Annotated in this window: 18 protein-coding genes; 16 read left to right on the top strand and 2 right to left on the bottom strand. The window is 73.1% G+C overall.

The features are described from left to right. Positions 1 to 265 precede the first annotated feature (265 nt). Positions 266 to 1,849: a threonine ammonia-lyase, biosynthetic gene (gene ilvA, locus A9O67_RS06240; RefSeq protein ID WP_068608505.1), complete on the top strand. Its 1,584-nt coding sequence runs from the start codon at positions 266 to 268 to the stop codon at positions 1,847 to 1,849. A 55-nt stretch (positions 1,850 to 1,904) separates the two neighbouring features. On the opposite strand, the gene A9O67_RS06235 is transcribed toward ilvA, so the two are convergent. Next, the gene (locus A9O67_RS06235; protein WP_082955410.1) at positions 1,905 to 2,441 is read right to left on the bottom strand and encodes a type II secretion system protein N; all 537 of its coding nucleotides are present in this window, start codon (positions 2,439 to 2,441) and stop codon (positions 1,905 to 1,907) included. A 23-nt stretch (positions 2,442 to 2,464) separates the two neighbouring features. Here A9O67_RS06235 and gspG point away from each other — a divergent pair, with 23 nt between their 5' ends. The 15 genes from gspG (at position 2,465) to A9O67_RS06165 (ending at position 18,431) form a co-directional block, all read left to right on the top strand. Then, positions 2,465 to 2,911: a type II secretion system major pseudopilin GspG gene (gspG, locus tag A9O67_RS06230; RefSeq protein WP_068608502.1), complete on the top strand. Its 447-nt coding sequence runs from the start codon at positions 2,465 to 2,467 to the stop codon at positions 2,909 to 2,911. Continuing rightward, positions 2,886 to 3,359: a prepilin-type N-terminal cleavage/methylation domain-containing protein gene (locus A9O67_RS06225; protein WP_068608498.1), complete on the top strand. Its 474-nt coding sequence runs from the start codon at positions 2,886 to 2,888 to the stop codon at positions 3,357 to 3,359. Before gspG ends, A9O67_RS06225 begins: the two co-directional genes overlap by 26 nt. A gap of 5 nt (positions 3,360 to 3,364) precedes the next feature. Then, positions 3,365 to 3,772, top strand: a complete 408-nt coding sequence (gene gspI / locus A9O67_RS06220) for a type II secretion system minor pseudopilin GspI (RefSeq protein WP_068609798.1) — start codon at positions 3,365 to 3,367, stop codon at positions 3,770 to 3,772. A gap of 11 nt (positions 3,773 to 3,783) precedes the next feature. Then, entirely contained in the window at positions 3,784 to 4,392 is a 609-nt protein-coding gene (locus tag A9O67_RS06215) for a PulJ/GspJ family protein (protein ID WP_068608496.1), read from the top strand. After that, complete coding sequence (gene gspK / locus A9O67_RS06210; protein ID WP_231960246.1) at positions 4,389 to 5,339, top strand: type II secretion system minor pseudopilin GspK; 951 nt, start codon at positions 4,389 to 4,391, stop codon at positions 5,337 to 5,339. Before A9O67_RS06215 ends, gspK begins: the two co-directional genes overlap by 4 nt. A gap of 44 nt (positions 5,340 to 5,383) precedes the next feature. Continuing rightward, positions 5,384 to 6,625 carry a type II secretion system protein GspL gene (gene gspL, locus A9O67_RS06205; protein ID WP_068608494.1) on the top strand — a complete coding sequence of 414 codons (1,242 nt, stop codon included), beginning with the start codon at positions 5,384 to 5,386 and terminating at the stop codon, positions 6,623 to 6,625. Next, positions 6,622 to 7,119 (top strand): type II secretion system protein GspM, encoded by a 498-nt coding sequence (gene gspM, locus A9O67_RS13110; protein WP_082955409.1) that lies wholly within the window; start codon positions 6,622 to 6,624, stop codon positions 7,117 to 7,119. Before gspL ends, gspM begins: the two co-directional genes overlap by 4 nt. Then, positions 7,116 to 7,919 (top strand): hypothetical protein, encoded by an 804-nt coding sequence (locus tag A9O67_RS06200; RefSeq protein WP_082955408.1) that lies wholly within the window; start codon positions 7,116 to 7,118, stop codon positions 7,917 to 7,919. The genes gspM and A9O67_RS06200 overlap by 4 nt, the downstream gene beginning before the upstream one ends. Continuing rightward, positions 7,916 to 10,054, top strand: a complete 2,139-nt coding sequence (gspD, locus tag A9O67_RS13595) for a type II secretion system secretin GspD (protein WP_068608492.1) — start codon at positions 7,916 to 7,918, stop codon at positions 10,052 to 10,054. Before A9O67_RS06200 ends, gspD begins: the two co-directional genes overlap by 4 nt. Continuing rightward, the gene (locus A9O67_RS13590; protein ID WP_068608490.1) at positions 10,051 to 11,469 is read left to right on the top strand and encodes a GspE/PulE family protein; all 1,419 of its coding nucleotides are present in this window, start codon (positions 10,051 to 10,053) and stop codon (positions 11,467 to 11,469) included. The genes gspD and A9O67_RS13590 overlap by 4 nt, the downstream gene beginning before the upstream one ends. Before the next feature lie 26 nt (positions 11,470 to 11,495). Then, positions 11,496 to 12,698 (top strand): type II secretion system inner membrane protein GspF, encoded by a 1,203-nt coding sequence (gene gspF, locus A9O67_RS06185; protein WP_068608488.1) that lies wholly within the window; start codon positions 11,496 to 11,498, stop codon positions 12,696 to 12,698. A gap of 2 nt (positions 12,699 to 12,700) precedes the next feature. Further along, positions 12,701 to 13,333: a 1,6-anhydro-N-acetylmuramyl-L-alanine amidase AmpD gene (gene ampD / locus A9O67_RS06180; RefSeq protein WP_068608486.1), complete on the top strand. Its 633-nt coding sequence runs from the start codon at positions 12,701 to 12,703 to the stop codon at positions 13,331 to 13,333. Between the two features lie 135 nt (positions 13,334 to 13,468). After that, a complete protein-coding gene (locus A9O67_RS06175; RefSeq protein WP_068608484.1) occupies positions 13,469 to 16,348 on the top strand; it encodes a ribonucleoside-diphosphate reductase subunit alpha in 2,880 nt (959 codons plus the stop codon). 143 nt (positions 16,349 to 16,491) lie between these two features. Further along, positions 16,492 to 17,745 (top strand): ribonucleotide-diphosphate reductase subunit beta, encoded by a 1,254-nt coding sequence (locus A9O67_RS06170; protein ID WP_068608482.1) that lies wholly within the window; start codon positions 16,492 to 16,494, stop codon positions 17,743 to 17,745. A 77-nt stretch (positions 17,746 to 17,822) separates the two neighbouring features. Further along, positions 17,823 to 18,431 (top strand): hypothetical protein, encoded by a 609-nt coding sequence (locus A9O67_RS06165; RefSeq protein ID WP_068608480.1) that lies wholly within the window; start codon positions 17,823 to 17,825, stop codon positions 18,429 to 18,431. A 69-nt stretch (positions 18,432 to 18,500) separates the two neighbouring features. On the opposite strand, the gene A9O67_RS06160 is transcribed toward A9O67_RS06165, so the two are convergent. Beyond that, positions 18,501 to 19,388, bottom strand: a complete 888-nt coding sequence (locus A9O67_RS06160) for a carbohydrate kinase family protein (RefSeq protein WP_068608478.1) — start codon at positions 19,386 to 19,388, stop codon at positions 18,501 to 18,503. Positions 19,389 to 19,394: the final 6 nt, after the last annotated feature.

The raw sequence follows: 19,394 nt of genomic DNA, 5'->3' as shown, positions 1-19,394 counted from the left end.
ACACGGCGCAGACAAGCATGCTGCACCGCAATATAAGCTGTGTATAATATGTGCCATTGTACGACGCGCTCGGCGCATGGCCGGTGTCGTCGTCGGGGCCTCGTGGCCCGGCAACGGTTGTCTCCTCTGCCCTCTATGGGTGGTTCAAGGCCCAGGCATCGCGCCTGGGCCTTTTTTTCGTGCCCAGCCCCGCTGCGACGGGCTGCGGTCGGCCGGGCACCGCATCCGTGCGCCGTATGATTGCGCGGACCCATCCGGAATCGCCATGCCTGCCCAGTCCCCCGCCTGCCCCGATCCCACCCCGCTGACCCCGCAGGACTATCTGAAGAAGATCCTCACCGCGCGCGTGTATGACGTGGCGCGCGAAACGCCGCTGGAGCCGGCGCGCAACCTCAGCCGCCGCCTGCACAACAAGGTGCTGCTCAAGCGCGAGGATCAGCAGCCGGTGTTCAGCTTCAAGCTGCGCGGCGCCTACAACAAGCTGGCGCACCTGTCGGCCGAGCAGCTGCAGCGCGGCGTCATCTGCGCCTCGGCCGGCAACCACGCGCAGGGCGTGGCCCTGGGCGCGCACAAGCTCGGCGCGCGCGCCGTCATCGTCATGCCCACCACCACGCCGCAGGTCAAGATCGACGCCGTGCGCGCGCTGGGCGGCGAGGTGGTGCTGCACGGCGACAGCTATTCGGACGCCGCGCAGCACGCCGCGGAGCTGGCGCGCCGCGAGGGTCTCACCTTCGTGCACCCGTTCGACGACCCCGACGTCATCGCCGGCCAGGGCACCATCGCGATGGAGATGCTGCGCCAGCTGCAGGGTCTGGGCTCCAACCGGCTCGACGCGGTGTTCGTCGCCATCGGCGGCGGCGGCCTGATCGCCGGCGTGGCCAACTACCTCAAGGCCGTGCGACCCGACATCCGCGTCATCGGCGTGCAGATGAGCGACTCCGACGCCATGCTGCGCTCGGTGCGCGCGGGCCAGCGCGTGCAGCTGGCCGACGTCGGGCTGTTTTCGGATGGCACCGCGGTCAAGCTGGTCGGCGAGGAGACCTTTCGCCTTGCGCGCGAGCTGGTCGATGGCTACGTCACCGTCAACACCGACGAAGTCTGCGCCGCGATCAAAGATGTGTTCATCGACACGCGCAGCATCGTCGAGCCGGCCGGAGCGATGGCGGTGGCGGCGATCAAGAAGCACGTCGCCGAGCACAAGACGCGCGGGGAGACCTACGCCGCCATCCTGTGCGGCGCCAACATGAACTTCGACCGGCTGCGCTTCGTCGCCGAGCGTGCCGAGGTCGGCGAGGAGCGCGAGGCGCTGTTCGCCGTCACCATCCCCGAGGAGCGCGGCAGCTTCCTGCGCTTCTTGCAGGCCATCGGCTCGCTGCCCGGCGGCCCGCGCAACGTCACCGAGTTCAACTACCGCATCCACGACGCCAGGGTGGCGCACGTGTTCGTGGGGCTCACCACCCACGGCAAGGGTGAAAGCGCCAAGATCGCCGCCGCCTTCGAGCGGCAGGGCTTCGCGACCCTGGACCTCACGCACGACGACCTGGCGCAGGAGCACATCCGCCACATGGTTGGCGGCCACTCGCCGCTGGCGCAGGACGAGCGGCTGCTGCGCTTCATCTTCCCGGAGCGGCCCGGCGCGCTGCTGAAGTTCCTGACGCTGATGCGCCCGAGCTGGAACATCAGCCTGTTCCACTACCGCAACCAGGGCGCCGACTACGGCCGCATCCTGGTCGGCCTGCAGGTGCCGCCCAAGGACGCGCGGGCGTTCGAGCGCTTCCTGCGCGAGCTCGGCTACCCCTACGTCGAAGAAACCGACAACCCGGTCTACCGGCTGTTCCTGCGGGGGTGAGGGGGTCGGCACCCTCGCCCGTCGGGCGGCTGCGAAGCGCGGGCTGACGACCGCCTCAACCGCCGGCTGGCGGCGCCGCAGCCGGTGCCGCCGGCCGCACCGGGGCGGGCAGTCGCACCGCCTCGCCGCCCTGCGGCGGGCTCAGCCACACCCCGTCGCGCTCGATGCGCTGCACGCGCCAGCCATCCGGCAGCGCCGCGCCCGCGCGGTACGGCTTGGCCGGCTGGCCATCGGTGGCGAGCAGCGCGGCACCCCGTCCTCCGCCATCGGCCACCAGGCCCAGCAGGCGCCACGCCGCGCCGGTGGCGGCGACGGCGGCCGGCGCCGGCGGCGGGGTGGCGGCAAGACCCTCCCCACCGCCCAGCGCCCGCGCCATCGTCTCCGCCTGAGCGACCGGGGCCGACGACGGCGGCGGCGCCGCAGGCGCCACGCCCTGCGCCTGCCCCCACAGCCGCCATCCCCATGCCGCCGCGAGCCAGCCGGCCACCCCCCACGCGAGCAGCGCGGCCAGCGCCGGCAGCCGCGCCCGCCCGCGCGCGCGGCAGCGGCGGCCGGGCGGCGTGCGCACAGGTGGAACGGCGGGCGGCGTCATGGGGCTGCATTATCATCGTTGGCATGACATTCGCCTGCGCGCCTGCGACCCCCGCCCGCCGCGTCCTGCGGGGCTTCACGCTGATCGAGCTGCTGGTCATCCTCGTCATCATCGGGGTGCTGGCGGCGCTGATCGTGCCCAACGTCATCGGCCGCGCCGACGAGTCGCGCGTCACCGCCGCACGGGCCGACGTGGCCAATCTGATGCAGGCGCTCAAGCTCTACCGGCTGGACAACCAGCGCTACCCCTCGCAGGAGCAGGGCCTGCAGGCGCTGGTGCAGCGGCCGGCCTCCGGCCCCCCGGCGCCGAACTGGCGCCCCTACCTCGACAAGCTGCCGAACGACCCCTGGGGCCGCCCTTATCAGTACCTCAACCCCGGCGCCTACGGCGAGGTGGACGTGTTCTCGCTCGGCGCCGACGGCCAGCCCGGCGGCGAGGGCAACGATGCCGACATCGGCAGCTGGCAGTGACCCCGCGCCCGCCGGGGCCGCGCGGCGCCCGCGCGGGCTGACGCTGCTGGAGCTGCTGGTGGTGCTGGCCATCGTCGGCATCGCCAGCGTCGGCGTGGTGCAGGCGTGGCGCGGCGACGCCGACCGGCGGCTGGACCGGCTGGCGACCGGGCTGCGCGACCAGATCGAGGCCGTGCGGGCACTGGCGCGCGCCGGCGGCACCCGCGCTGAGCTGGCCTGGGACGCCCAGGGCCTGCGCTGGCGCGGCCTGCCGGAGGCGGCCCTGCCCGAGCTGCCGCGCGCGCGCCCGTGGCCCCTGGAGGACGTGGCGCTGACGCTGGAGCCGCCGCAGCCGGCGCTCTCGCTCGGGACCGAACCCATGGGCCCGCCGTGGCGGTTGACGCTGCGCCACGGCGAGCGCACGCGCACGCTGGCCTTCGACGGCTGGGGCGCGGTGCGCGTGGAGTGAACCGCATGGCGCCCGCATCCGCCGCAGCCCCCCGCCCGGGCGTTCCGCCCCGCCGGCGCCCCGGCGGCTTCACGCTGGTGGAGGTGCTGGTGGCGCTGGCCATCGTCGCCACCGCGGCGCTGGCCGCCCAGCAGGCCGGCCAGGCCCTGCTGCGCACCGCCGAGCGCCAGCCGGCCCAGTGGCTGGCGCAGCTGTGCGCACACAACGCGCAGGTCGTGCTGCGGCTGGAGCCGGTCTTCCCGCCCCCCGGCACGCGCGAGCTCTCCTGCACGCAGGGCGGCGTGGAGCACACGGTGCAGATCGCCATCGACCCGACGCCGAACCCGAGCTTTCGCCGCGTCGAGGTGCGGGTGCGGCCAGCCGGCAGCGACCTCGTGCTGACGCGGCTGACCACCGTGCTGGGCCGGCACTGACGGGGCCGACGATGCGCCGCGCCCGGGGCCTGACGCTGATCGAGCTGCTGACCGCGCTGGCGGTGCTGGCGCTGCTGGCCACGCTCGGCTGGCGCGCGCTGGACGGGCTGCTGCGCGTGCGCGAGGCCACCGAGGCGCGCAGCGCCGCGCAGCTCGGCTGGGCCGACGTGCTGGCGCAGTGGCAGCTCGACCTCGACCAGATGGTGATGCCGGTGGACGGCGCCATCGACCCGCCGCCGGCCTGGTCGCTGCAGGGCGGCACGGTGCGCCTGCTGCGCCACGCCGCCGACGGCGCCGGCTGGCAGGTGGTGGCGTGGGCCGCGGTGGACGGCGGCGGGCGCTGGGCGCGCTGGCAGTCGCCGCCGCTGGCCACGCGGGAGGCGCTGGCGCAGGCGTGGGTGCAGGCGCCGCAGCGCGTGCGCGCCGAAGGCGTGCGCACCGTGGCCATTGCCAGCGCCGAGATCCGGGTGTGGGACGGCGCGCAGTGGAACGCCGACGGCGCCGAAGGCGTGCCACCCGCCGCCGTGCGGCTGGTGCTGGTACCCGCCGCGGGCGCCGGCTTCGACGGCGCGCTGACGCTGGACTGGGCCTCGGCCCGCGTCGCCGGGGGCAAGTCGTGACGCGGACGCGCGGCGCAGCGCTGCTGATGGCGCTGATGCTGATGGCGGTGGTGGCCACGCTGGGGGCTGCCGCCTGGAGCTTGCAGTGGCGCGCCTGGGCCGTGGAGCGCGCCGCGCGCGACCAGGCGCAGGCCGCGTGGCTGCTGACCGGGGCGCTGGACTGGGCGCGCCTGATCGTGCGCGAGGACGGCCGCGCCTCGCGCACCGACCACCTGGCCGAACCGTGGGCGGTGCCGCTGCAGCCGACTAGGCTGTCCACCTTCCTGCGCGCCAGCGCCGACGACGGCGCCGACGTGCTGGACGAGGCCTGGCTGGCCGGCCGCATCGAAGACGCGCAGGCACGCCTCAACTGGCGCAACCTGATCGACGTCACAGGCGCCACGCCGCGCCTCAACCCCACGGCGCTGGCGGCGTTCGAGCGGCTCTATGGCCTGCTGGAGCTGCCGGCCGACGAGCTGCGTGCGGTGGCCGAGGCGCTGCGGCAGGCCTGGCCGGCCGGGGCGCAAAGCCCGGCCCGCCACCCTCCACCCGAGCGCGCCGAGGATCTGCAGGCCCTGGGGCTGAGCGCCGCGAGCTGGGCGCGGCTGGCCCCGCACACCGTCTGGCTGCCGGAGCCGACTCCGGTCAACCTCAACACCGCCGGGCCGCTGGTACTGCGCGCCGCGGTCGCCGGGCTGGACGCCGCCGAGGCGCAGCGCCTGCTGACCCTGCGCAGCCAGCGCCCGCTCGAGCGCGCCGAGGCGCTCGTGGAAGCGCTGCCGCGCCTGGCGGCGTCGTGGCAGCCGACGCTGCTGGGCGTGGCCAGCCGCCACTTCCTCGTCACCGGGCAGCTGCGGCTGGGCGAACTGACCGTGCAGCAGACCGCGCTGCTGCGCCGCGATGGCCCGCGCGTGGAGGTGCTGTGGCGCCAGCGCGGCGTGGCGGCCGCGACCCCGGCTGCGCCTTGAGGCGGTGCTATGCTTGCCGCGCCCCGACGCCGCCCGCCCGACCGATGCTGATCCTGCGCCCCGTAGACCGCTGCACCACCGTCGCCGCCCCCGCCGGCGCGACGGCCGAGGCGGCCCCGGCCGCCTGGCACTGGGCGCGCGTGGACGAGGCCGGCACGGTGCTGGCGCAGGGGCGTGCCCCGGCCGAGGGGCTGGCCGCCCTCGGCGGGCGCGAGCGCGTCGCGCTCGTCGTGCCGACCGGCTGGCTGGCGTGGCATGCGGTGGCGCTGCCGGCCGGCCGCGGCGCCCGCTCGCCGCAGGCGCTGGCCGGTCTGCTGGAGGACGACCTGCTGGACGAACCCGAGCGGCTGCACTGGGCGCTCGGGCCGGCGGCGCCGCAGGGCCGCACCTGGGTCGCCACCGTGCGCGACGAGCGCCTGCAGGCCGCGGTGGCCGCCGTCCAGGCCCCCGGCTGGACGGTGGAGCGGCTGCTCCCCGAAAGCCATCCGCTGCCAGCGCCCGTGCTGTGGGTGCACGCGCTGGACGGCAGCCCGAGCGCCGTGCTGGCCGGGCCGGACGGCGTGGCCGCCGTGCCGCTGGCCGACCTCGACGCGCTGCTGCCACCCGGCACGCCGCAGGACGACGCCCCGGCGGGCATCGACGCATCGCCAACTGCACTGACCTGTGCCGCCGACCCGGCCGCCTTCGACGACGCGCGCGCGGCGCGACCGCAGGCCCCCTGGCAGGCGCTGCCGGCCGCGCGGCGCTGGGCCGACGCATGGCGCGACGGGCCGGATCTGGCGCAGTTCGCCTGGCGCCGCCGCATCGGCGGGGCGTGGTGGGAGCGCGCGCTGGGCACCGCGCGACAGGTCGGCAGCGAGCCGGCCTGGGCGCCGGCGCGCTGGGGCGTGGCGGCGGCGGTCGTGGTGCCGCTGCTGGCCGTGCCGCTGGCCGCGTGGCAGGCGCGTCAGGCCGAGCGCGCGTTGCAGGCCGAGACCCAGCGCATCGCGCGCGCGGCGCTGCCGCAGGTGCCGGTGCTGCTCGACCCGCCGCGCCAGCTCGCGCAGGCGCTGGCCCAGCTGGGCGGGCCGGCGTCGCCCGGGGCGCTGGAGCGCTGGCTGAACGCCTGGGGCGCGCTGGACGGGCCGCCGCCGCAGCAGCTGCGCCTGCAGGGCAATCGGCTCGAACTCCGCTGGGACGCCGCCCCGCCCGCGGCGCAGGTGCGCGCCGCGGCGCGCGCCGCCGGGCTGATCGTGGCCGAGCAAGGCGGCCCGGTGTGGCGGCTGCAGCCGGAGGCCGGTCGATGACGTCGATCCGCGCCGCGCTGCCGACGCTCACCGCGCGCCTGCCGGCGCCGCTGCGGCGTCATGCCGGTTCGCTGCTGGTCGGGGTGCTGCTGCTCGCGTGGACGCTCGGCGTGGCGTGGCCCGCTTGGCTTTCGCTTCAGCAGGCGCCGCAGCGGCTGACGCAAGCCCAGGCGCAGGCGCAGCGCACTGCCGCACTGGCGCAGGCGCTGGCCGAGCGCAAGGCCGCCGCCGACGCCGGCACCACCTCCCCCGCCACGCTGGAGGCGGTGCGCGCGCTGACCCAGGAACGGCTCGGCGCCGGCGCCCAACTGCGCGCCGACGAAGCCGGCGGCTGGCGCGTCGAGCTGGCCGGCGTGCCGGCACAGGCGCTGGCGCACTGGCTGGTGGCCCTGCGCGAGCGGCTGGCGCTGCAGGTGGCCGAACTCGACCTGCAGCGCGACGGCGATCTCTGGCGCGGCCAGGCGCGCCTCGCCCCCGCGGGAGGCGCCCGGTGAGCGCGCGCGCGCGCCGCATCCCCTGGCGCGCAGCGGTGCTCGGCGCGCTGCTCGGCGCACTCGTCGCCAGCGTCGTCCAGGCCCCGGCGCGCTGGGCCGACGTGGCGCTGGCCGCCGCGAGCGACGGCCGGGTGCGGCTGCTGCAGCCGGCCGGCACGCTGTGGGCCGGCTCCGGCGTGCTGCGCGTGGCCGGCGACGGCGCGGCGCTGACGCTGCCCGGGCGGCTGCGCTGGACGCTCTCGCCCGAGCTCGCCACCCTCGGCGCGCGCCTGACGCTGCAGCCCGACGCCGCCGCCGACGCGCCGTGGCGCGCCACGCTGGCCCGCCGCGACGGCGGCTGGTGGCTGCAGGCCGAGCCGTGGCGGGCGCAGTTCGATCTGGCCTGGCTGCAGGCGCTGGGCGCGCCGTGGAACACCTTCGGCCTGCAGGGGCGCGCGCACCTCGCGCTGCCGGCGCTGCGCTGGCCGCTCGCGGCGGCCAGCGCAGCGGCCCCGGCCGCCCCCGCCGCGGTCACCGTCGAGCTGCTCGACGTCGCCTCGGTCGTCAGCCCGCTGCGGCCGCTGGGCAGCTACCGGCTCACGCTGCAGGCCGGCCCAGGCGCCGCGCCGACGTTCGAGCTGGCCACGCTGCGCGGCGACCTGCGGCTGCAGGCCAGCGGCGGCTGGCCCGGCGGCCGGCTGCAGCTGCAGGGGCTGGCCGAGGCCAACCCCGATCGGCTCGACGCCCTGTCCAACCTGCTCAACCTGCTGGGCCGCCGCGACGGTGCGCGCGCCCACCTGCGCATCGGAAACCCCGCATGAACGACGCCACCCTCTCCGTCCGCCTGGGCCGCGCCGCGGCGCTGGCGCTGCTGGCGGCGGCGCTGGCCGGCCCGCTGGCCGCGCAGACCCCGCCGCCGGCGATCCGCCCCGGCCAGCCGATCACGCTCAACTTCGTCGATGCCGACATCGAGGCGGTGGCGCGGGCGCTGGGCGTCGCCACCGGCCGCGCCATCGTCGTCGATCCGCGCGTCAAGGGGCCGCTGACGCTGGTCACCGAGACGCCGGTGCGCCCGGCCGCGGCGCTGGCGCAGTTCGGCGCCGAGCTGCGGCTGCGCGGCTTCGCGCTGGTGGAGTCGGCCGGGATCCTGAAGATCGTGCCGGAAGCCGAGGCCAAGCTGCTCGGCGGCCCGGTGCTGACCGAGGAGCCGGCCCCCGCGCGCGACGGGCTGCTCGTCACGCAGATCTTTCGCCTGCAGCACGAGAACGCCAACCACCTGCTGCCGATCCTGCGCCCGCTGATCAGCCCGAACAACCCGATCACCGTCAACAACACGCACAACGCGCTGGTCATCACCGACTACGCCGACAACCTGCAGCGGCTGGCGCGCATCATCGCGGCGCTGGACGTCGGCACCGCCACCGACCTGGAGGTGGTGCCGCTGAAGCACGCCATCGCCACCGACGTGGTCGGCTGGCTGCGCCAGCTGCTCGACGACGACGGCGCCCCCGGCCCCAACCGCACGCCGGGCGGACCGCGCACCACGGTGCTGGCCGACCCGCGCAGCAACAGCCTGCTGCTGCGCGCCAGCCACCCGGCGCGGCTGCAGCTGGCCCGGGCGCTGATCGAGCGGCTGGACCGCCCCAGTGCCGCCAGCGCGGCGGCCAACATCCACGTCGTCTACCTGCGCCACGCCGACGCCGCGCAGCTCGCCACGACGCTGCGCGCCGCGCTGGCCGCCGCGGGCGCCCCGGGTGGCACCGACGGCGCGCCGGCCACCCCGTCCGCCACTCCGGCCACGGCGCCGGCAGCCAACCCGGGCGCCGGTACCCCGGGGCTGGCCAGCGGGACGCGCGCGGCCCCCGGCGGCGCCGCGGGGGCGGCCACCGCAGCCCCCACTGGCGGCCAGGTGCAGGCCGACGCCGCCAACAACGCCCTCATCATCACCGCGCCGGAGCCGCTGTACCGCGAGCTGCGCCGCGTCATCGACCTGCTGGACGTGCGCCGCGCGCAGGTCTACGTCGAAAGCCTCATCGCCGAGGTCAGCGCCGAGAAGGCTTCCGAGATCGGCGTGCAGTGGCAGAGCATCATCGGCCGCAACGGCGACGGCGCCATCGGGCTGCTCGGCACCAACTTCGGCACCGGTGGCGCCAATATCCTCAACCTCGCCACGCAGAACGGCGGCCAGGGCCAGCTGCCGGCGTCCGGTTTCAACATTGGCCTGGCGCAGCGCATCGGCGGCACCTACGTGCTGAGCGCCCTGGCGCGCTTCCTCGAGACCAACGGCGACGCCAACATCCTGTCGACGCCGAACCTGCTGACGCTGGACAACGAGGAGGCCAAGATCGTCATCGGCCAGAACGTGCCGTTCATCACCGGCCAGTACACCGCCAACAACACCAACCAGGGCGCGGTCAACCCGTTCCAGACCATCGAGCGGCGCGACGTCGGCCTGACGCTGCGCGTGCGGCCGCAGATCAACGACCAGGGCACCGTCAAGCTGCAGATCTTCCAGGAGGTCAGCAGCGTGCTGCCGAGTTCGATCGGCAACCCGAGCGGCCTGATCACCAACAAGCGCTCGATCGAGTCCACCGTGATGGTGGAAGACGGCGGCATCGTCGTGCTGGGCGGGCTGCTGCAGGATGAGTTCGGCGGCAACCAGGACAAGGTGCCGGGGCTGGGTGACGTGCCGGTGCTGGGCCACCTGTTCCGCAGCGAGAAGCGCTCGCGCAAGAAGACCAACCTGATGGTGTTCCTGCGCCCGGTGGTGGTACGCGACGCGCGCGCCGGCGATGCGCTGGCGCTGGACCGCTATCAATGGATGCGCGGCGTGCAGGAGCAGGCCCAGCCCGAGCCGAGCCGCCTGCACCCGGTCCAGGACGCGCCGGTGCTGCCGCCCGCCTGGCCCGGCGCCGCCGTGCCGACCGCGCCCGCCGCTGCCGCCCCCGCCCGATGAGCGCCGCCCACCCGCTGCCCTACGCGTGGGCGCGCGCCCACGGCGTGCTGCTGCACGTGGACCGCGGCGAGCGCTGGCTGATCGTGCGCGCCGACGCCGCCGCCCCCCTGCCGACGACGCAGATCGCGGCCATCGCCGAGGCGCAACGCGTGCACGGCCCCTGCCGGCTGCAGCGCGAGCCCGCCGCTGCCTTCGACGCCCGGCTGCAGGCCGCCTACGCCGACGGCAGCGGCTCCACCGCCGCCGCCATCGTCAGCGAGGTCGAAAGCGAGGCTGATCTTTCGCGCCTGATGCAGGAGCTGCCGCAAATCGAGGATTTGCTGGAAGCCGCCGACGACGCGCCGATCATCCGCATGCTCAACGCCCTGTTGACGCAGGCCGTGCGCGAGCGCGCCAGCGACATCCACATCGAGCCGTACGAGCGCCACTCCAGCGTGCGCTTCCGCGTCGACGGCACGCTGCGCGAGGTGGTGCAGCCCAACCGCGCGCTGCACGCGGCGCTGATCTCGCGCCTGAAGATCATGGCCGAGCTCGACATCGCCGAAAAGCGCCTGCCGCAGGACGGCCGCATCGCCCTGCGGCTGGGCGGGCGCGCGGTGGACGTGCGCGTCTCCACCCTGCCCAGCGCCCACGGCGAGCGCGCCGTGCTGCGCCTGCTCGACAAATCCGACGGCGTGCTGAGCTTGGAAGCCCTTGGCATGCAGGGCGCCACGCTGCAGGCGTTCGAGCGGCTCATCGCGCAGCCGCACGGCATCGTGCTCGTCACCGGCCCCACCGGCAGCGGCAAGACCACCACGCTCTACGCGGCGCTGAAGCGCCTGGACGCGCAGCGGCTCAACATCATGACGGTGGAAGACCCAATCGAATACGAGCTGCCCGGCATCGGCCAGACGCAGGTCAACCCCAAGATCGACCTGACCTTCGCCACGGCGCTGCGCGCGATCCTGCGCCAGGACCCCGACGTCATCATGATCGGCGAGATCCGCGACCGCGAGACGGCTCAGATCGCGATCCAGGCGTCGCTGACCGGCCACCTGGTGCTGGCCACCCTGCACACCAACGACGCGCCCAGCGCCGTCACGCGCCTGGTGGACATGGGCATCGAGCCGTTCCTGCTGGCCAGCTCCCTGCTCGGCGTGCTGGCGCAGCGGCTGGTGCGCAAGCTCTGCCCGGCCTGCGGCGGCGCCGGCTGCGCTGACTGCGGCCAGGCCGGCTACGCCGGGCGCACGGGGCTGTTCGAGCTGATGGTGGTCGATGAGGGCCTGCGCGCCCTGATTCACGACCGCGCACCGGAAGCCGCGCTGCGCGCGCATGCGCTGCAACACGGCCTGGTGCCGCTGCGTCAGGCCGGCGACGCGCTGGTGGCCCAAGGCATCACCACCGCCGAGGAAGTCTGGCGCGTCACGCGCGACTGATCGACCCCGAGCCCTACCGACCCGCGATGCCGACCTTCCGCTACCAGGCCCTCGACGCGCACGGACGGCGCCAGCGCGGCACGCTGGCGGCCGAGCACGCGCGAGCCGCGCGTGCGCAGCTGCGCGCGCAGGGGTTGGTGCCGCTGCAGGTGACGGCGCTCGACGAGGCGGCCGCGGCCCGCGGCGGCGCGCGCCGCTGGCCGGCTGCGCGGCTGGCGACGTGGACGCGGCAGCTGGCCGCGCTGCTCGACAGCGGCCTGCCGCTGGAGCGGGCGCTGGCCGAACTCGCGCGGGAGGCCGACGATGCCACGCAGCAGGCGCTCGTCACCGAGCTGCGCGCCGAGGTCAACGCCGGCAGCACGCTTGCGGCGGCGCTTGCGCGCCATCCGCGCGTGTTCGACGCGCCGTACCGCGCGGTGGTGGCCGCCGGCGAAGCCAGCGGGCGCCTCGGCACCGTGCTGCAGCGGCTGGCCGACGAACGCGAGGCCGCCGAGGCGCTGCGCCAGCGCATCCTGTCGGCGCTGCTGTACCCGGCCATCGTCACCGCCTTCGCGCTGGCCATCGTCGTGTTTCTGATGACCTACGTCGTGCCGCAGGTGGCGCAGGCGTTCGCCAGCGGCAAGCGCGCGCTGCCGACGCTGACGCTGCTGGTGCTGCAGGCGAGCGCCTGGCTGCGCGGCTGGGGCTGGACGCTGCTGCCGCTGCTGGCCGCCGGGGTGGCGGCCTGGCGGCTGGCCCGCCGGCGCCCGGCGGCGCGGCTGGCGCTGGATCGTGCCTGGCTGCGCCTGCCGCTGCTGGGGCGGCTGGCGCGCCAGCTCGACGTGGCGCGTCTGGCCGCGACACTGGCGCTGCTGGTGCAGGCCGGCGTGCCGCTGCTGCGGGCGCTGGCCACCGCGGCCGACACGCTGCGCAACACCGCGCTGCAGCGCGACGTGCACGAGGCCCTGGCGCTGGTGCGCGAAGGCGCGCCGCTGGCCGCGGCGCTGGCCACCCGCCCGGCGCTCGCGGGCCTGCTGGTGACGTTTGCGCGGCTGGGCGAGCAGACCGGCCAGCTCGGCTCCATGCTGCAGCGCGCCGCGCAGCAGCTGGCCGACGACGCCCAGCGCCGCTTGCTGCGGCTGACCACGTGGCTGGAGCCGCTGCTGATCATCGCCATGGGCGGCGTGGTGCTGCTGATCGTGCTGGCGGTGATGCTGCCGATCATCCAGCTCAACCAGCTGGTGCGCTGACCATGGATCCGCTGCCCACCCCCGACGACGGCTGGCTGCCCGGCGCGCGCCGCGTGCCGTCGCCGAACCACGGCCCGCGCCCGCCGGGCGTGCAGCCGTGGCTCGTCGTGCTGCACAGCATCAGCCTGCCGCCGGGCGAGTATGGCGGCCCGTGGATCGAGCGGCTGTTCACCAACACGCTGGACTGGGACGCGCACCCCTACTTTCAAAGCATCCGCGGGCTGGAGGTCTCGGCCCACTTTCTGATCCGCCGCGACGGCGAGTGCGTGCAGTTCGTCGCGCTGGACCGCCGCGCCTGGCACGCCGGCCGCTCGTCGTGGCAGGGGCACGACCATTGCAACGACTTCTCGGTCGGCGTCGAGCTGGAGGGGCTGGAGGGCGACACCTTCACCGACGCGCAGTACACGGCGCTGGCGGCGCTGCTGGCGGCGCTGCGCGAGCGCCTGCCGGCGCTGCGCGCGGTGGCCGGGCACGAGCACGTCGCCCCCGGGCGCAAGCGCGATCCGGGCCCCGGCTTCGACTGGGCGCGGCTGATCCGCCTGACCGGCTGGCCGGCGGCGTGGTTCGCCAGCGACGCGCCCGGCCGGCCCTCCACCCCGGAAAGACCCGGGGATATGGATCGGGCCGGGGGATAAATTTTTTTTTGGGGCCGCCCCCTTGCCCCCGGGGTCTGCGTCGGTACACTACGGATAGTGTTTTCGGCTGACGTCAAACACTACATCTAGTGTTTGCACGCCAGCATCCACAGCCTTGATCTTCCGCGAGGATCCATGCAGACCACCCTCACCTCCCCCTCGTCCGCCGCCCACCCGATGGCCGTCGCCGAGCCGGCACGCGCCACCAGCAGTGCCACGCTGGCGCACTACCAGATCATCCGCCGCAACGGCGCGGTGGTCCCGTTCGAGCCCAACAAAATCGCCGTCGCCATGATGAAGGCCTTTCTGGCCGTCCATGGCCCGCAGGGTGCCGCATCGGCCAGCGTGCGCGAAACGGTGGACCAACTGACCCAGGCGGTCGTGCGTGCTCTGGTGCGCTCGCGCCCCGGCGGCGGCACCTTCCACATCGAAGATGTGCAAGACCAGGTGGAACTGGGCCTGATGCGCGGCGGCCACCACGAGGTCGCGCGCGCCTATGTGCTCTACCGCGAACGCCGCGCGCAGGAACGCGCCGCCAAGGCAGCCCAGGCGCAACCTGCCCAGCCCGTGCTGCACGTGGTCGACGGCGGCGAGCGGCGCCCCCTCGACCTCGAACGCCTGCAGGCGCTGATCCACTCCGCGGTGGAGGGGCTGGGCGCCGACGTCAAGGCCGAGCCGATCGTCGCCGAGACGCTGCGCAACCTGTACGACGGCGTGCCCATGGAGGAGGTGCACAAGGCCGCGATCCTGGCTGCGCGCACCAAGATCGAAACCGACCCGGACTACACCTACGCCACCGCGCGGCTGCTGCTGCACACCATCTACAAAGAGGTGCTGGGCGAAGAAACCACGCACGCGCAGATGCGCGAGCGCTATGCCGAGTACTTCCCGGCCTTCATCAAAAAGGGGGTGGAGGCCGAGCTGCTCAACCCCGAGCTGCAGACCTTCGACCTCGCGCGCCTGGGCGCGGCGCTCAAACCCGAGCGCGACCTGCAGTTCGACTACCTGGGGCTGCAGACCCTGTACGACCGCTACTTCCTGCATGTGCGCAAGCAGCGCATCGAGCTGCCGCAGGCCTTCTTCATGCGCGTGGCCATGGGCCTGGCGCTCAACGAGATCGACCGCGAGGCGCGCGCCATCGAGTTCTACGAGGTGCTCTCCAGCTTCGATTTCATGAGCAGCACCCCCACGCTGTTCAACAGCGGCACGCTGCGCTCGCAGCTGTCCAGCTGCTACCTGACCACGGTGCCCGACGATCTGGACGGCATCTACGAGTCGATCAAGGAAAACGCCCTGCTGTCCAAGTTCGCCGGGGGGCTCGGCAACGACTGGACGCGCGTGCGCGCGCTGGGCAGCCACATCAAGGGCACCAACGGCGAGAGCCAGGGCGTGGTGCCGTTCCTGAAGGTCGTCAACGACACGGCGGTGGCGGTCAACCAGGGCGGCAAGCGCAAGGGCGCGGTGTGCTGCTATCTGGAGACCTGGCACCTGGACATCGAGGAGTTCCTGGAGCTGCGCAAAAACACCGGCGACGACCGCCGCCGCACGCACGACATGAACACGGCCAACTGGATCCCGGACCTGTTCATGAAGCGCGTGATGGAAAACGGCGACTGGACGCTGTTTTCGCCGTCCAGCGTGCCGGACCTGCACGACAAGGTCGGCCAGGCGTTCGAAGAGGCCTACCTCGCCTACGAGGCAAAGGCCGCGCGCGGCGAGATCCAGCCGTGCAAGACCGTGCGCGCCGTGGACCTGTGGCGCAAGATGCTGACCATGCTGTTCGAGACCGGGCACCCGTGGATCACCTTCAAGGATCCGTGCAATGTGCGCAGCCCGCAGCAGCACGTCGGCGTCGTGCACTCCTCCAACCTGTGCACCGAGATCACGCTCAACACCAGCGACACCGAAACCGCCGTCTGCAACCTCGGCTCGGTCAACCTGGCGCGGCACCTCAAGGACGGCCCCAACGGCAAGGAACTCGACCACGACAAGCTCCAGCGCACCATCACGGTGGCCATGCGCATGCTGGACAACGTGATCGACATCAACTACTACGCCGTCAAGAAGGCGCGCCACTCCAACCTGCGCCACCGCCCGGTGGGCCTGGGGTTGATGGGCTTCCAGGACGCGCTGTACGAACTGCGCATCCCGTATGCCTCGCCCGAGGCGGTGGAATTCGCCGACCGCTCGATGGAGGCCATCTGCTACTACGCCTACTGGGCCAGCAGCGATCTGGCGGTGGAGCGCGGCCGCTATTCCACCTTCAAAGGCTCGCTGTGGGACCGCGGCATCCTGCCGCTGGACACGCTGGACCTGCTGGCGCAGCAGCGCGGCGGCTACCTGGAGGTCGATCGCTCCAGCACGCTGGACTGGGACGCGCTGCGCGCCAAGATCGCCCGCGACGGCATGCGCAACTCCAACTGCATCGCCATCGCGCCGACCGCCACCATCTCCAACATCATCGGGGTGGATGCGTCCATCGAGCCGTGCTTCGGCAACCTGTCGGTCAAGTCCAACCTGTCGGGCGAGTTCACCGTCATCAACAGCTATCTGGTCAAGGACCTCAAGCGCCTGGGGCTGTGGGACGAGGTCATGATCATGGACCTCAAGCACTTCGACGGCTCGCTGTGGCCGATCGACCGCGTCCCGCAGGACCTCAAGGAGCTCTACCGCACCGCGTTCGAGATCGAGCCGGTGTGGCTGGTGGAAGCCGCCGCGCGGCGCCAGAAGTGGATCGACCAGGCGCAAAGCCTCAACATCTACATGGCCGGTGCCTCGGGCAAGAAGCTGGACGAGACCTACAAGCTGGCCTGGATCCGCGGCCTGAAGACCACCTACTACCTGCGCACCACCGGCGCCACCCACGCCGAAAAGTCCACCGTGCGCAGCGGCGCGCTCAACGCCGTGCCCACCGCCGGCAGCGCCCCCGCCGCCGCGGCGCCGGGGGCGGTCGAGCCCGCCACCGACATCAAGTTCTGCGCCATCGACGACCCGGGTTGCGAAGCCTGTCAATGACGGCCCTCGCCGCCGGCGCCGGCCGGGCTGATGCCCTCACGCAACAGCCCGCCCCGCCAGCGGCCACCGGCGCCCCCGGCACAGGGCCAAACGCTTGTCATTTCGTCGATGCCTTTCAATAATTTCACGAATCGGACACCAACATGCTGACCTGGGAAGACCAAACGCCCACCGTTGCCCCCCAAACGGCACGCCGCACGCCCGAGGCTGCGCCTGCGCTGCAACCGGCCGTGGGGACCGGCTCCCTCTTCGGCGCCACGCCCAACGCCCCCGTCGCGGGCTTCGACTATGTCTCTCCGGTGAGCGCCACGCCGGATGCCACCCCGGCCGCCGCCAGCGCGCCCGCCGGCCAGTCGGTGCGCGCGCAGGCGGCGAGCTTTCGCCGCGTCAACGTCGCGGACAAGCGCATCATCAACGGCCAGACGGACGTCAACCAGCTCGTCCCCTTCAAGTACAAATGGGCGTGGGAGAAATACCTCGCCACCTGCGCCAACCACTGGATGCCGCAGGAAATCAACATGTCGCGCGACATCGCGCTCTGGAAAGACCCCAACGGCCTGACCGAGGACGAGCGCCGCATCGTCAAGCGCAACCTGGGCTTCTTCGTCACCGCCGACTCGCTGGCCGCCAACAACATCACCCTGGGCACCTACCGCCACATCACGGCGCCGGAGTGCCGCCAGTTCCTGCTGCGCCAGGCCTTTGAGGAAGCCATCCACACCCACGCCTACCAGTACATCGTCGAGTCGCTGGGGCTGGACGAAGGCGAGATCTTCAACGCCTACCACGAGATCCCATCGATCCGCGACAAGGACGAGTTCCTGATCCCCTTCATCGACACGATCATGGACCCGGCCTTCAAGACCGGCACGCCCGAGGCGGACCAGACGCTGCTGAAGTCGCTGATCGTCTTCGCCTGCCTGATGGAGGGGCTGTTCTTCTACGTCGGCTTCACGCAGATCCTGGCGCTGGGCCGGCAGAACAAGATGACCGGTGCGGCCGAGCAATACCAGTACATCCTGCGCGACGAATCGATGCACTGCAACTTCGGCATCGACATGATCAACCAGCTCAAGCTGGAAAACCCGCACCTGTGGACGCCGGAGTTCAAGCGCGAGATCAAGGAGCTGTTCCTCACCGCGGTGGACCTGGAATACCGCTACGCCGAGGACACCATGCCGCGCGGCGTGCTGGGGCTCAACGCCAGCATGTTCAAGGGCTATCTGCGCTACATCGCCAACCGGCGCGCCACCCAGATCGGCCTGGAGCCGCTCTTCCCCAACGAGGAAAACCCCTTCCCCTGGATGAGCGAGATGATCGACCTGAAGAAGGAGCGCAACTTCTTCGAAACCCGCGTGATCGAGTACCAATCGGGCGGCGCGCTGTCCTGGGATTGATCCGCGGCGCGCCCGTCGTCTGCATCTCGCGGCCTCCCCCCTTCCAACCCCCGCCAACCTGAAGCAGGAGAACCCCCATGGCAACCGCGAAGAAGGCCGCCGCCGCGGCCACCGAGACCGCGAAGCAGAAGACGGCCGCAAAGGCAGCCACCCCGAAGGCCGCGAAGGCGGCGCCGAAGAAGGTCGCGGCCGAGGCGCAACCGGCGGCCAAGCCGGCAGCCGCCGCCAAGACGACGAAGGCGGCCGCCAAGGCCCCCGCTGGGCCGAAGGCAGCGGCCGCGCCGGCGAAGAAGACCGCCAAGACGGCTGCCCCGACGACCGCCGAAGCCGCCCCGAAGGCCGCCAAGAAGGCCCCGGCCAAAACGGCGAAGAAGGCGGCACCGGCAGCCGAGACCCAGGCGCCCGCGAAGGCCGCCAGCCAACCCGCGGCCAAGGCGACCGCCAAGACCCCGGCCAAGGCGGCCCCGAAAGCCACCGCCAAGATCGCCGCCAAGCCTGCGGCCACCAAGGCCACGGCCAAACCCGCCAAGGCGGACAAGGCGGTGAAAGCCCCAGCTGCGGAAAAACCCGCCAAAGCCGCGCCCAAGAAAAAAGCGGCCAAGGCCGCCGCCGCCCCGGCACCCAGCGCGCAAACCAAGCTCAACCCGAAAGCCGCCTGGCCCTTCCCGACCGGCCCGCGTCCCTGAGCGGGCATCCGCTGGGCCGTGGTCATCCCGCTGTCCGTCCGGACGGCGGGTTTGTCCTGTGCCTGCGGGTCAGGCGTCGAAGCGGTAGTTTTGGCCTCCGCGGGTGGCGATCTTCGCCGCCCCCATGCGGTTGCCGAGCTGCGCCGCTTCGGTGACCGACCAGCCCCGGGCCAGACCGTGCAGCAAGGCGGCCCGGAACGCATCCCCACATCCGGTGGGGTCCACGATCTCGGCCGCCGGCACCCCGGGCACGCGGATACACTCGCCGCCCTGCCACACGTCGCACCCCTGCTCCCCCAAGGTCACGACCAGGGCTCGCAGCCGCCGCGACAGCTCGGGCAAGGTCAGGCCCGTGCGGTCGCACAGCAGCCGGGCTTCGTAATCGTTCAAGGCCGCCCAATCGGCCAGATCGACCAGCCGCAGCAATTCCGCACCATCGAACATCGGCAACCCCTGGCCGGGGTCGAACACAAAGGGCACGCCCGCCGCGTGCAGTTGTTCCGCATGTTCCCAGGTGGCCTGCTTGCCGTCGGGTGAGAGGATCGCCAGCGTCACCCCGTCGGTGGCGGTGATGGGATTGGTGTGGGCCAGCGCCATCGCACCCGGGTGGAAAGCCGTGATCTGGTTGTTGTGGCGATCGGTCATGATCATCGCCTGGGCGGTGTAGATCTCGGGCATCAGGCGCACGGCGGAGACGTCGATGCCCAGGGCGCGCAGGCGCTGCAGATAGTGCTCGCCATCGGCGCCCAGCGCCGCCACGGGCCGCACCGCACTGCCCAGCAGCCGCAGGCCGTAGGCGATGTTGCCCGCGCAGCCGCCAAACTCGCGCCGCAATCCCGGCACCAGGAACGACACATTCAGGATGTGCAACTGGTCGGGCAGGATGTGGTCGGCAAAACGGCCTTCGAAGTCCATGATGGTGTCGAAGGCCAGGGAACCGCAGACGAGGATGGTCATGGGCAG

This window comes from Tepidimonas fonticaldi, from assembly GCF_001675355.1.
In the GTDB taxonomy this organism is placed as follows: Bacteria; Pseudomonadota; Gammaproteobacteria; order Burkholderiales; family Burkholderiaceae_C; genus Tepidimonas; species Tepidimonas fonticaldi.
The sequence above is the reverse complement of the archived record's forward strand: the minus strand, read 5'-3'. Positions and strand labels throughout refer to the sequence as shown.